Source organism: Nocardia amikacinitolerans NBRC 108937, from assembly GCF_001612615.1.
GTDB classification, from domain to species: domain Bacteria; phylum Actinomycetota; class Actinomycetes; order Mycobacteriales; family Mycobacteriaceae; genus Nocardia; species Nocardia amikacinitolerans.
Genome location: NZ_BDAU01000012.1, coordinates 184597 through 197139, shown reverse-complemented (window position 1 = coordinate 197139; position 12543 = coordinate 184597). Strand labels below are relative to the sequence as shown.

Here is a 12543-nt window from a genome sequence, read left to right as displayed (position 1 = left end):
GCCGCCGAGCCACCCGACGGCGCCACCCGAGCCACCGAGCCACCCACCGGCGCCACCACTTGGGCCGCCGAGCCACCCACTTCCATATCGAAGGCGTCGCGTAGGAGCACCGAGAGCGTGGACTTCCCCGCTCCGGGCGGCCCGGCGATGCCGAGCACGTACCGCCGCTCCGGGTGCTCGGCCACGCGGTCCAGCACCCGGCGCGCCAGCCGGTGCGGCGGCATCTCGCGCTCGGCGGGCACTACCGAGCGCCCGTCACGCGACGAAGGCGCGTTCGATGATGGCGCCGGTGTCCATGGTCGGCAGGGTGCCGAAGGCGATGCCCCAGTCGTCGCCGAGCCGGGTGGCGCAGAAGGCGTCGGCGACCGCGGGGTGGCCGTGGCGGACCAGCTGCGCGCCCTGGAGAACCAGCGCCATCAGTTCCACGACGCGGCGGGCACGGTATTCGATGTCGCTGAGGTCGGCCAGTTCCTTGCCGACCTTGGCGATCGCGTCGTCCAGCCGCGGGTTCGCGCCCTTGGCCAGCGAGATCTCGTTGAAGTAGGCCTCGACGGTCTCCGGCTGACGGCCCATGGCGCGCAACGCGTCCAGCGCGGCCACGTTGCCAGAGCCCTCCCAGATCGACATCAGCGGCGCCTCGCGATAGAGCCGCGGCATCCCCGACTCCTCGGCATATCCGTTGCCGCCCAAGCACTCCAGCGCTTCCGCGGAATGCGACGGCGCGCGCTTGCACACCCAGTACTTGGTGACCGCGAGCGCGATGCGGCGCAGTGCGGACTCGGCGGGATCGGTACTCGACCGGTCCGTGGCCCCGGCGAGGCGCATCATGACGGTGGTCGCGGCGTCGGACTCGATCACCAGATCGGCGAGCACATTGCGCATGGCGGGCTGGTCGACCAGCTTGGCGCCGAACGCTTCTCGGTGCCTGGCGTGGTGCACCGCGTAGACGACGCCTGCCCGCATGTTGGTCGCGGAGCCGATCACGCAGTCCAGGCGGGTCATGTTCACCATCTCGATGATGGTCTTGACGCCGGCGCCTTCCGCGCCGACCAGCCAGCCGGTGGCGTTCTCGTATTCGATCTCCGAGGAGGCGTTGGACTTGTTGCCAAGCTTGTCCTTGAGCCGTTGGATGCGAATGGGATTGCGCGTGCCGTCCGGCAGGACCCGGGGCAGCAGGAAGCAGGACAGACCGGCGGGCGCTTGGGCCAGCGTCAGGAACATGTCCGACATCGGCGCGGAGGTGAACCACTTGTGCCCGACGATGCGGTAGCTGCCGTCCGGCTGCGGGGTCGCGGTGGTGGTGTTGGCCCGCACGTCGGAGCCGCCCTGCTTCTCCGTCATCGACATGCCCGCGATCAGACCGGCCTTGGTCGACGGTTCGCGCAGACCGAAATCGTAAGTGCGCGAGGCGAGTAGCGGTTCGTACTTGGCGGCGAGCTCGGGGTTGTGCCGGAGCGCGGGCACGATCGCGTAGGTCATCGAGATGGGGCACATGTGCCCCGCGTCGGCGACGCCCCAGGTGTAGAACTTGGCGGCGCGGGCGGTGTGCGCGCCGGGCCGGTCGTCGGTCCACGGTGAGCCGTGCAGGCCGTGCTTGACCGCCACCGTCATGAGATCGTGCCAGTGCGGGTGGAATTCGACCTCGTCGACGCGGTGGCCGTAGCGGTCGTGGGTGTGCAGCACCGGCGGGTACTCGTTGGCCAGCCTGCCCCACTCCTGCGCCGCGAAATCGCCCGCGAGCCTGCCGAGTTCGCGCACCTCGCCCTCGGCCCAGCCCGCGCCCTCGCGGTGCAGGCCCTCCAGCAGCGCCGGGTTGCGCGCGGCGTCGAAGGGCACGATGTCGGGGACCTGGTTGAAGACCTCATGAGTCTGCATCGGACACTCCTGATCTCTCGGCGCGCACCGGCACGCCGAGGGCGCGGATGGCGAAGGTGACGAGTTGGGGGACAACGGATTCGGCGTGCGGCGCGGCGGCGAGCGGGCCGACGAGCACCTCGCCGATGGCGCCGACAAGGGCGGCGGCGCTGGTGCGCGGGTCCTGCGCGGGTAGTTCACCGGCCGCGACACCGTCGGCCACCGCGGATTCGAAGGCCTCGGCGAAGGCGCGGCGGAAACGCAGGCGCTCGGTGTCGACGACGGTGTCGACCGGCTCGACCAGCAGCACGTAGGCGAGCTTGGGGTTCTTCATGGCGCGCCCGGCGAAGGTCTCCACGGCCGCGGTCACCCGCTCCACCGCGCTGCCGGTTCGAGCGGCCTCGGTGACGGCGGCGACCTCCCTGGCGACGACGGTGCGGAAGACCGCGGTCACCAGGTTCGCCTTGCCGTCGAAGTGCTTGTACACGGTTCCGGTCGCCACGCCCGCCCGGTTCGCGACCGCCGCCATCGACAGGCCCGCGAATCCGGCCTCGGAGAGAACCTTGGTCGCGGCCTGCACGATCAGCTGTTCTTGGGCGTCCAGGCGGGCCTGGACGGCAGGGGTCCTGCGGTACGCCACGAAAGAAGTGAATCATGGATTCACTTCTTCACACAAGGGGCGGACCGTCGTATGGTCGAGACGTGATCCATCCACACAGCACCGTTCCCGCAGCGTGGCGGGCGGCAATCCGGAGGGGGCGTCGGTGAGCGTTCGAGTCGAGAAGAACGGGCCGGTGACGACGGTGATCCTGCACCGGCCGCAGGCGCGCAACGCGGTGGACGGCCCGACCGCCCACGCGCTTGCCGACGCCTTCCGCGAGTTCGACGCCGATCCCACCGCCTCGGTCGCGGTGTTCTGGGGCGAGGGCGGCACCTTCTGCGCGGGCGCCGACCTGAAGGCGCTCGGCACCGAACGGTCGAACCGCGCGGACGAGGACGGCGACGGCCCGATGGGCCCGACCAGGATGACCCTGTCCAAGCCCGTGATCGCCGCGATCTCCGGCTACGCCGTGGCGGGCGGGCTCGAGCTGGCGCTGTGGTGCGATCTGCGAGTCGCCGAGCAGGACAGCACTTTCGGCGTCTTCTGTCGCCGCTGGGGCGTGCCGCTCATCGACGGCGGCACGGTGCGGCTGCCCAGGATCATCGGCACCGGCCGCGCCATGGACCTGGTGCTGACCGGCCGCGCCGTCAGCGCGCCGGAGGCGCTTCAGATGGGCCTGGTCAACCGCGTCGTGCCGACCGGCGAGGCGCGCAACGCCGCCGAGGAACTCGCGGCCGAGCTCGCCGTCCTGCCGCAGACCTGTCTGCGTTCGGACCGGATGTCGCTGCTCGAGCAGGACGGCATGGACGAGGACGCGGCCATCCGCAACGAATTCCGGCACGGACTCGCCGCCCTGGCCGACGGCGCGCTCGCCGGCGCTCAGCGGTTCGCGGCGGGCGCGGGACGGCACGGGGCCGCCGGCTGAGAATGGACCGCCTCGGCGTCGTCGACGAGATCTTCCTGCGCACCCACCGCGGGCTCGGCACCCCCATCGCCCTCCAGGGGCTGTGGCGGACCGCTGATCGTGTCGAACCGGAGCTGCTGCAACGGATTCACGACGTACTGCGTTCGGGGCCGTTGGGGCGCAGGGTGGTTCGTCCTCGGGTGCCAGGTGCTCGCCGTGGCTGGCGGATGAACACCCGGGCCCATCCCCTGCTGTTCGCCGAGGTGCCGCTTCGGGACTCCGAGTTACTGCCGTGGGCGGACGGCCTCGGTGGCGATCTCGACCCGGAGTTCGGACCGGGCTGGCGCCTCGCGGCCGCTCCGCTCGCCGACGGCGGAACCGTTGTGGTGCTGACCTGTTCGCATGCGCTGGCCGATGCGCGGGGCCTGGTGTACGCGGTCGATGTCGCGCTGCGGGGCGTTGCTAGTCAGACCGAGACGGCGGAAGCGGCTCGGACCGAAAGAGCGGCGGACTCCGCGCTGGGTGGGGTTGTCGTGGCGGCGGCAGCCGATGCTCGAGTCGAGTCGGCGGTTGCCGGTCGGGCCGAGACGACCCGCGTTTTCCCTGACGATTCGACTGCGCTCGACAGCGATGCCAGCGGGGCCGACTCGGCCGCCGACGCGGTCGGCTCAGACAACGCGAGCACCGCGAAGGCTGATTCCACGCCGGAAGTCGAGTCCGTTTCGAACCGGGCAGGCCTTGCGGGCGCAGGCGCGAGCGCCGGTCGGCTTGTGAATCCGACTGCGGTCGAGAACGATTCAGCCCGGGCCGTCATCTCGCCCGAGCCGATCGCGGCACCGTCGACAGCTCCGTGCGAGTCCGATTGGGCGGACGCGGTTCGCCAGTGGTCGATCGTCGTGGGTGGCACGGTTCGGGCGCTGCGCCACGGCATTCCGGTACGGCCCGTATCCAGCGCGCCGGTGCGGGTGGGCGGGAACGAACTGCGCGTGCACAGTGCGGTGGTGCGGTTCGGTGACGCCGAGTGGGACAGCGTGGCGGAGGAGCACGGCGGCACCGCGAACAGCTTGTTCATCCATTTGATCGCGAACCTGCTGTGGGCCACTGGGTTTCCCGGACCGGAGATCGGAGCGAGCCTCCCTGTCGACACCCGCGACGAACCGCGAGTGGACAACGACCTCGCGATGACCGAGATCGTCGTCGATCGCTCCGATACCCCGGCGACGCTGCGCGCCAAGGCCCGCGCCGCCTACGAACACCGGATGTCCAGCCCCGGCGGCATGCCCGAGGAACTGCTCCAAGTGATCCCCGACCGCTGGGCCTACGCACTGTCCAAGGGCGCTGGCGAACGAGATATCTTGTGCTCCAACATCGGAACGCTCCCCGATTCGCTGCGCACGATCGGTACGCACCCCTGCATCGGTGTCGCCGCCCGCGCCATCCATCCGGGTCTCACCGCGTCCCGACTCCCCCGCACCCGCCTGTCCGGCTACCTGTGCCGCACCGGCGACGACTACTTCCTCTCCTTGGTCGCCCTCGACCTCGCCATCGAATCCGCCACGGCCCTGCGCGAACTCACCGTCGAGAGGGCGGCGCGCCTCGGGCTCACCGGGTCACCGTGGTGAGCGGCCCACCGGCATGGCACTGCCGAGCGCTCACGTGAGCGCTCGACGCCGAGTCGCCGTCTAGGGTGGTGCGGGTCCGGCGCCGGGAGCGAAATAGTTACCGGATGTGCGCCTGTCGGCGTTCCGTGCGGCTCCCCGGCGATACGACGGCGCAGGCCGAACGGCGGGCCATGAGCACTGCCCAATCACTCAGCGCGCCAACGAAACCCCCGTCGCAGTCCGCTCCAGCACATCGGACGGCACCCCGATCCCCGCCGCCAGGTCCGGCGAATCGATCGGCGCGTCCCACACCTGACGCAGCGGCAGCACACCGGCCCATGTCGGGCTGTCCGCGTCTTCGGGATCGTCCTTCGGTCCGCCCTCCCGGACTTTGACCGACGCCTCGGTGAGGTCGAGCGCCAGCACCATGGTCGCGGCGAGTTCCTTCTTGTTCGGCGGCCGCACCCGGTCCCACGCGCCGGGAGCCGCGTGCTCGACGATCACCCGCAGGGCGTGCATGCGCTCGTCGGGATCGGTCAGCTCCCGAGCCTTCCCGTGCACCACCGCCGAGCGGTAGTTCATCGAGAAGTGCATCGCGGAGCGGGCGTAGACGATGCCGTCGACGTGCGTGACCGCGACGGAGATGTCGGAGGTCAGCGCGGCGCGCATACTGCCCGAGCCGGTCGATCCGTGCAGGTAGAGGGTGTCGCTGTCGCGGCCGTAGGCGGTCGGCAGCACCACGGGGCTGCCGCCGAGAACGACGCCGAGGTGGCAGATCAGACCGGCGTCGAGTACGGCGTCGAGTTCGGCGCGGTCGCTGCGGCCGCGTTCCTTCGACCGGGTCAGCGTGCTGCGCGGGGTGGGCGAGAGGGGCGGCCGAGCGCTGAGCGAGTTGGTCATGAGGACAGCGTCCACCGCGAAGTGGCATTCTGAAATAGCCAATTCAGCCTGATTCTCACAGTCCAATCCGAGGTGCCAGGATGCTCGACGAACTACCGCTCGCGCTCGATCGCGACGCACCCGAACCGCTGGCGGTGCAGGTCGCCGACGGTCTGCGCGCCGCGGCGACCTCGGGCCTGCTGCGGACCTCGGACCGCCTGCCGTCCTCGCGGGCATTGGCGCAACGACTCGGCGTGAGCCGGACGGTGATCGCCGCGGCCTACGACCAACTGCACGCCGAAGGCTGGATCGCGGGCAAGCGCGGATCGGGCACCTACCTCACCACGGCCCCGGCCGCCGCGCCCGCACACCACCGGGTCACCGGCGGCACCGACGCCGAAGGCCCCGGTTACGACCTCGGCCCCGGCGCGCCCTGCGTCGAGGCCATCGACCGAACGGCATGGCGCCGCGCCTGGCGTGCCGCCTCCGACCAGCCGCCGATCGTGCGCAAAGACCGGTCGGGGGAACCGGAATACCGCGCGGCTGTCGCCGAACACCTGCTCCGCCACCGGGGACTGAGCGCGGGCAGCGACACAGTCGTACTCGCCACCGCCGGAACCAGTTCCGCGGTGGGCGAACTCGCGTCCGCACTGCTGCGCCCCGGTGACACCGTCGCCATGGAGGACCCCGGTTATCAGCGCGCGGCGGGCGCCTTTCTGGCCGCGGGCATCCGGGTGCTTCCGGTGCCGGTGGACGCCGAGGGTCTGCGCGTCGACGATCTTCCGACCGATATCAAGGCGGTGTATTGCACACCGGCGCACCAGTTCCCGCTCGGCGCGCGAATGCCCGCAGCTCGTCGCGTCCAGCTCGTCGAATTCGCGCGGCGCGCGGGAATATTCGTCATCGAAGACGACTACGACGGCGAATTGCGTTACGACACCGCGCCGCTCCCGCTGCTCGCCGCGATGGCGCCCGATGTGGTCGTGCATCTCGGCACCACGAGCAAGATCCTGTCTCCGGTCCTCGGCGTCGGCTGGCTGGTCGCGGCGCCGTGGATCACCGCGGCGGTGCTCGCGCATCGCGATCGCACCGGTACCTCGCCGAGCCCGGCGGGCCAGCGCGTCCTCGTCGAACTCGCCGCGCACGGCGACCTGGCCAGGCACCTGCGCAGGCTGCGGCGCGCGCTTCCGCCGCGCCGGGAGCTGGTCGTCACCGAACTGCGCCGGCGCGGACTGACCGTCCTCGGCGACGACGCGGGTTCGCACGTCGTCGTGCCGCTGCCGACAGCGGCGGCCGAACGACGCGCGGTCGCCGCGGCCGAGGCGCGCGGCGTCGTCGTCGACGGCCTGGCACGGCACCATCTCCGCTCCCAGCCCGGCACCCACTCCGCGCCGCCGAGCACCTTCGGCATCGCCATCGGCTACGCGGCGCCGAGCTCGCGTGACCTGCGCACGGCCGTGCCGATCGCCGCCGACTGCCTGGCCGAAACGCTGCCGCGCCCGGCGGGCTGCTGATCACCAGCCCAGCCGGCACGCGCAGATCAGCGACCTCTCCGTCGGCACGCCGCACCGCGATCCCCAGACGGCCTCAGCTCGAACGCGAACGATCCGCGGCCCACGAACGACCAGCTCGCCCACCGACTCCTCCGATCCGGCCCGTCCCGGACCTCTCCGCCCACACCGGACCCGGTCGTAGCATGGTCCATGACCGCAACCCGGTCGCTGCACGTCCTGCCGTATACCTCCGAGTATCGAAGTGGTGACTCATGACCGAACAGGACATCCTGGAACGCATCAAGCAACTGGTCGACGACGAGCACGAACTGCGCTCGAAGGCGACCTCCGGCGAGGTGGACCCGGTGACCGAACGGCAGCGCCTTGCCGAACTGGAGGTCATGCTCGATCAGTGCTGGGATCTGCTGCGGCAGCGCAGGGCCAGGATCGACGCGGGCGCCTCCCCGGACGAGGCGCAGGTCAGCTCGCCGCGCCAGGTCGAGGGTTATCTGCAGTGAGTTCCGAGCCGTCCGCCGAATACGACGTCATCGTGATCGGCGGTGGGCCCGCGGGAGAGAACGCGGCCGCCTACGCCATCGCGGGCAGCGACCGCACCGCCGCCATCGTGGAGCGCGAACTGCTCGGCGGCGAATGTTCCTACTGGGCCTGTATGCCGAGCAAGGCGCTGCTGCGCCCCGGGCACCTGCTCGCCGCCGCCCGCGCGGTGCCTGGCATCGATGCGAACGGTTTGGACGCCAAGGCGGTGCTCGCTCGCCGCGACAGGATCGTGCACGACCACGACGACTCCGGGCAGGTCGAGTGGGCCGAGAGCAGCCGCATCGAGGTGATCCGCGGCGCTGGGCGTCTCGCCGGGGAGCGATTGGTCGAGGTCGACGGCCGCACGCTGCGCGCCAGGCACGCGGTGGTGCTGGCGACCGGATCCCGAGCCCGCGTCCCCGACGTGCCCGGCCTGCGCGACGCCCTCCCCTGGACCTCGCGCGACGCGACCAACCTGCACGAGATCCCGCAGCGCGTGGTGTTGATCGGCGGCGGCGTGGTCGCATGCGAAGCGGCGACCTGGCTCGCCGCGCTCGGTAGCGAGGTCACCCTGCTGGTGCGGGGTAGGGCGCTGCTCACCAATACCGAGCCGTTCGCCGGGCAGCGGGTCGCCGACGCACTGGCCGCTTCCGGCGTCCGGGCGCTGTTCGAGACCGAACCGGAGCGTGTCACGCGCTCGGAACCGAAGGACACCGGCGAGGGCCGGATTCACGGCGGCCCCGTCACCGTGCGGACGCGCGGCGCCCATTCCGAAACTATCGAGGCCGACGAGATCGTGGTCGCGGCCGGTCGCGGGCCCGCGACCGCGGAACTCGGGCTCTCGTCCGTCGGATTGACGGACGGCTACGTCGAGGTGGACGACCACCTGTCCGCGCGCGACGTGCCCGGCCAGTGGCTGTACGCGGTGGGCGACGTGAATCACCGTGCGGCACTGACACATATGGGCAAGTACCAAGCCAGGGTCTGCGGCGACGTGATCGCCGCGCGTGCCGAGGGCCGCCCGCTCGCCGGAGCGCGCTACGCAGCGACCGCCGACCACGAGCAGGTCCCGCAGGTGGTGTTCACCGATCCCGAGGTCGCCGCGGTCGGCCTGACCGAAGCCGCGGCCCGGCGCTCGGGCTACGACGTCGACAGCGTGGAGATCGACATCGCGGTCGCAGGCTCGACGCTGGCCCGTGAAAACTATTCCGGCCGAGCCAAGATCGTCATCGACACCGCCTCCGACACCCTGCTCGGCGCGACGTTCGTCGGACCCGAGGTCGGCGAGCTGCTGCACGCCGCCACCATCGCCGTCGTCGGCAAGATCCCGCTCGACACACTCTGGCACGCGGTCCCCGCGTATCCGACGGTCAGCGAGATCTGGCTGCGCCTGCTGGAGGCCCGCCGCTCCTAGCTCTCGCCCAACTAGAACCTGATCCAGTTACCATCGATCAATGGTGGCAACGATCGATGTGCAGACCGCCGACGGTGTCGTCCGCGGTCGCCGGGGCCGCCGCGTGCTGCGCTGGCGCTCGGTGCCGTACGCGGCACCGCCGGTGGGAGACCTGCGATTTCGCGCTCCGCAACCGGTGCGGCCCTGGTCCGGGGTGCGCATCGCCACCGAGTTCGGCAACGCTTCCATGCAGCATCGGGCGGGTGCTCGCATCGGGCCGAGGGCGTACCAGCCGACCAGCGAGGACTCTCTGACGCTGAACGTCACCGCGCCAGCCGCGCCGTCCTCGGGTCCGCGACCGGTGCTGGTGTTCATCCACGGCGGCGGCTACCTGATCGGCACCTCGGCGCTGACGCTGTATTCCGGAGCGCGGCTCGCCCTGCACGGCGACGCGGTCGTCGTCTCGCTGAACTACCGGCTCGGCGCGTTCGGCTACGTCGACTTCAGCGCCTTCGGCACGCCGCAACGCCCCTTCGATTCGAACCTCGGTCTGCGCGATCAGGTCGCCGCGCTCGAATGGGTGCAGCGCAACATCGCCGAGTTCGGCGGCGATCCCGACAACGTCACCATCTTCGGTGAATCCGCTGGCGCGCACGCCGTGCTCGCGCTGCTCGCCACCCCCGCCGCGCGCGGACTCTTCCATCGCGGCATCGCCCAAAGTCCGCCCGCCGATTGGGCTTTGAACGCCGAGGACGCGCAGGTGTTCGCCCGCCGCTGCGTCTCAGCGCTCGGCGCCGATCCCGGCGACGTCGCCCGTGCCCTCACCGAAGCCCCCGCCAATGACATCCGCAGGGCCGTCGACCGGACCAGCGGCGCGGTGCTGCGGGAGCGGCCAGGGCTTTTCGCGATCTGCCCGGTGGTCGACGGAGATTTCCTGCCGAAGTCCCCCATCGAAGCGATCACCGACGGCACCGCCCACCGGGTGCCGCTGATCATCGGCACCAATCGGGAGGAGGGCACGCTGTTCGCCCGCTTCGCCGATCACCTGCCCACCAATCCCACCCGCCTGCACGCGCTGTTCGCCCGCGCCGGGGAGGGAGTCGAGGCCCGCGTCGCCGCGGCCTATCCCGGGTATCCGCAGCCGCGTGTCGCCGTGCGGATGGGCGGTGACTACGTGTTCTGGCGTCCGTCGGTGACGGTGATGGAGGGGCACAGTCGCCACGCGCCGACCTACGCCTACCGCTACGACTTCGCCCCGCGCGCACTGCAACTCGCCGGTATCGGCGCCACCCACGCGACCGAACTGATCCCGGTCTTCGGCGTGGCCGACAGCCCGATCGGGCGCGCCTTCACCGCGGCGGGCGGACGCCGCGGCCTGCTCGCGGTGACCGAACAGTTCCAGGACAACTGGACTTCCTTCGCGCGCACCGGCGCACCGCTGCCGTCCTGGCCCGCCTACACCGAGGACAGCCGGGCCACGCTGATCATCGACGCTCCCACCCGGCTCGAGCACGACCCGGATCGCGCGAAACGTCTGGCCTGGCAGGGCATTCGCGTCCCGACACTGACCTGACGGTTCACTTCAGCAGCCGCGACATCCTGCGGTCGGCGAGCACCTTGCCGCCGGTTTGGCAGGTCGCGCAGTACTGAAAGGACCGTTCGGCGTAGGAGACCTCGCGGACGGTGTCGCCGCAGACCGGGCACGGCTGCCCGGTGCGCGCGTGCACCCGCATGCCCGAGCGCTTCTCGCCCTTGAGCCGCGCCGCGGCCTGGCCGACCGAGCGCTGGACCGCGTCGGTGAGCACGGAGCGCATCGCCTCGTACAGTTGCGCGGTCTTCTCGGCGGAGAGGGTCTTGGTGTTCGCGAACGGCGAGACCTTGGCGGTGTGCAGGATCTCGTCGGAGTAGGCGTTGCCGATACCTGCCAGCAGCGACTGGTCGACGATGGCCGTCTTGATCCGCTGCGAGGTGCCGTGCAGGATCTCGTCGAACTGCGGCTCGGTGACCTCGAGTGCGTCCGGCCCGAGCCGCGCGATGCCGGGCACCATCTTCGGATCCTCGACGACGTAGACCGCGAGCCGCTTCTTGGTTCCCGCCTCGGTCAGATCGAACGCGGGCGTCGCGCCCTCGGTCGTGAAGAAATGCACCCGCAGCGCCAAGGGACTCTTGCCGCCCGGTTTCGGCGGGGTCGGGCTCGGCTCGTCGATCCAGCGCAGCCACCCGCCGCGGGACAGATGGGTGATCAGCCAGAGGCCCGAGCAGTCCATGCCGAGGAACTTGCCCCAGCGGCCCGCGCCCGTCACGTCCCGTCCGGACAGCGCCGTCACGGGCGGGTCGAACGTCTTGACCGCACTCAACGCGGCCACGTCGACACGCCCCACCACCGCGCCGACCGCGTGTTCCCGCAGGAACTGCGCCAACGCCTCCACTTCCGGTAGCTCGGGCACGGGTCCAGGGTACTGAAGACCACCGACAGCCCCTGGTCGAACGATCAGCCGCGACGCAACAGGTAGATGTCCATGATCCAGCCCTTCTGCTCACGCAGCGCGGCCCGCCGCGCCAGGATCTCGTCCTGCACCGCGCGCAGCGGTCCCGCGACGAGCGCCTCGTCCGGCATGCCGAGGTAGGCGCCCCACCAGATGTGCACGTCGTCGCCGGGCAGCTCGGTGAAGGAGCACTCACCGTCGAGCATGACCAGGGTCGAGCCGGGGCCGAGCCCCTCCTCGCGCAGGCGTCGTCCGGTGGTGACGTGCACCGGTTCGCCGATGCGGTGCAGCACCATGCGGTGCCGCGCGGCCAGCGCCTGCGCACTGGTCACGCCGGGGATCACCTCGTAGTCGAAGGTGGTCCGCCCGCTGTCCAGCACCAGCTCCACCATGCGCAGGGTGCTGTCGTAGAGCGACGGATCACCCCACACCAGAATCCCGCCGACACCGTCCTCCGCCGCGAAGGCCTCCGCGAGCAGCGTGGCCCTTCGCTCGTGCCAGTCCGCGACGACGCCGCGGTAGTCGGCCGGATCGCGATCGCGCGGCGGATCGGTGATCTCCACGACCCGGTACGGCCGCTCGACGTGCTCGGCAAGGATCGCGGTCCGCACGTCGAGCAGCTCCTGTTTCTCGACGCCCTTGGCGATCACGAAGAACGTGTCGACCTGCCGCATGGCCTTGATCGCCTGCACCGTCACCTGGTCCGGGTCACCCGCACCGATGCCGATCACGAAGAGCTTGCGCATGCCCGAAAGCTTGCCAGCCCCCCGCGCCCGCGCCCACCCACACCCACAG

Annotated in this window: 11 protein-coding genes and 1 pseudogene; 6 read left to right on the top strand and 6 right to left on the bottom strand. The window is 70.9% G+C overall.

Going from position 1 to position 12543, the window contains the following annotated elements:
• From NAM01S_RS12720 to NAM01S_RS12710, 3 genes and pseudogenes are all read right to left on the bottom strand, one after another.
• A pseudogene (locus tag NAM01S_RS12720) lies at positions 1–242 on the bottom strand (hypothetical protein); the annotation flags it as partial.
• A gap of 13 nt (positions 243–255) precedes the next feature.
• Positions 256–1875 carry an acyl-CoA dehydrogenase family protein gene (locus tag NAM01S_RS12715; protein WP_067784201.1) on the bottom strand — a complete coding sequence of 540 codons (1620 nt, stop codon included), beginning with the start codon at positions 1873–1875 and terminating at the stop codon, positions 256–258.
• Positions 1862–2494, bottom strand: coding sequence for a TetR/AcrR family transcriptional regulator (locus NAM01S_RS12710; protein WP_067784199.1), 633 nt, complete (start codon positions 2492–2494; stop codon positions 1862–1864). Before NAM01S_RS12710 ends, NAM01S_RS12715 begins: the two co-directional genes overlap by 14 nt.
• A gap of 124 nt (positions 2495–2618) precedes the next feature.
• Here NAM01S_RS12710 and NAM01S_RS12705 point away from each other — a divergent pair, with 124 nt between their 5' ends.
• On the top strand, positions 2619–3380 hold the full coding sequence (locus tag NAM01S_RS12705) for a crotonase/enoyl-CoA hydratase family protein (RefSeq protein WP_067784236.1): 762 nt from the start codon (positions 2619–2621) through the stop codon (positions 3378–3380).
• 2 nt (positions 3381–3382) lie between these two features.
• Entirely contained in the window at positions 3383–4981 is a 1599-nt protein-coding gene (locus NAM01S_RS34000; protein WP_084482895.1) for a hypothetical protein, read from the top strand.
• Positions 4982–5170: 189 nt separating this feature from the next.
• On the opposite strand, the gene NAM01S_RS12695 is transcribed toward NAM01S_RS34000, so the two are convergent.
• Positions 5171–5860 (bottom strand): pyridoxamine 5'-phosphate oxidase family protein, encoded by a 690-nt coding sequence (locus NAM01S_RS12695; protein ID WP_067784197.1) that lies wholly within the window; start codon positions 5858–5860, stop codon positions 5171–5173.
• Positions 5861–5940: 80 nt separating this feature from the next.
• Between NAM01S_RS12695 and pdxR the strand changes: the two genes are divergently transcribed.
• The 4 genes from pdxR (at position 5941) to NAM01S_RS12675 (ending at position 10835) form a co-directional block, all read left to right on the top strand.
• Entirely contained in the window at positions 5941–7353 is a 1413-nt protein-coding gene (pdxR, locus tag NAM01S_RS12690) for a MocR-like pyridoxine biosynthesis transcription factor PdxR (protein WP_067784195.1), read from the top strand.
• Between the two features lie 251 nt (positions 7354–7604).
• Positions 7605–7850 carry a DUF2630 family protein gene (locus NAM01S_RS12685; protein WP_067784194.1) on the top strand — a complete coding sequence of 82 codons (246 nt, stop codon included), beginning with the start codon at positions 7605–7607 and terminating at the stop codon, positions 7848–7850.
• On the top strand, positions 7847–9283 hold the full coding sequence (locus tag NAM01S_RS12680) for a dihydrolipoyl dehydrogenase family protein (RefSeq protein ID WP_067784192.1): 1437 nt from the start codon (positions 7847–7849) through the stop codon (positions 9281–9283). Before NAM01S_RS12685 ends, NAM01S_RS12680 begins: the two co-directional genes overlap by 4 nt.
• A 40-nt stretch (positions 9284–9323) precedes the next feature.
• Positions 9324–10835, top strand: coding sequence for a carboxylesterase/lipase family protein (locus NAM01S_RS12675; RefSeq protein ID WP_067784190.1), 1512 nt, complete (start codon positions 9324–9326; stop codon positions 10833–10835).
• Positions 10836–10839: 4 nt separating this feature from the next.
• Here the strand turns inward: NAM01S_RS12675 and NAM01S_RS12670 are convergent, their stop codons facing one another.
• Positions 10840–11709 carry an Fpg/Nei family DNA glycosylase gene (locus tag NAM01S_RS12670; RefSeq protein ID WP_067784188.1) on the bottom strand — a complete coding sequence of 290 codons (870 nt, stop codon included), beginning with the start codon at positions 11707–11709 and terminating at the stop codon, positions 10840–10842.
• Between the two features lie 44 nt (positions 11710–11753).
• Complete coding sequence (cobF, locus tag NAM01S_RS12665; RefSeq protein WP_067784186.1) at positions 11754–12494, bottom strand: precorrin-6A synthase (deacetylating); 741 nt, start codon at positions 12492–12494, stop codon at positions 11754–11756.
• Between the last annotated feature and the right edge of the window lie 49 nt (positions 12495–12543).

Coding starts and splice junctions, on each gene's coding strand:
- NAM01S_RS12675 (WP_067784190.1), top strand. CDS start 9,324: ATGGTGGCAACGATCGATGTGCAGACCGCCGACGGTGTCGTCCGCGGT.
- NAM01S_RS34000 (WP_084482895.1), top strand. CDS start 3,383: ATGGACCGCCTCGGCGTCGTCGACGAGATCTTCCTGCGCACCCACCGC.
- cobF (WP_067784186.1), bottom strand. CDS start 12,494: ATGCGCAAGCTCTTCGTGATCGGCATCGGTGCGGGTGACCCGGACCAG.
- NAM01S_RS12715 (WP_067784201.1), bottom strand. CDS start 1,875: ATGCAGACTCATGAGGTCTTCAACCAGGTCCCCGACATCGTGCCCTTC.
- pdxR (WP_067784195.1), top strand. CDS start 5,941: ATGCTCGACGAACTACCGCTCGCGCTCGATCGCGACGCACCCGAACCG.
- NAM01S_RS12685 (WP_067784194.1), top strand. CDS start 7,605: ATGACCGAACAGGACATCCTGGAACGCATCAAGCAACTGGTCGACGAC.
- NAM01S_RS12695 (WP_067784197.1), bottom strand. CDS start 5,860: ATGACCAACTCGCTCAGCGCTCGGCCGCCCCTCTCGCCCACCCCGCGC.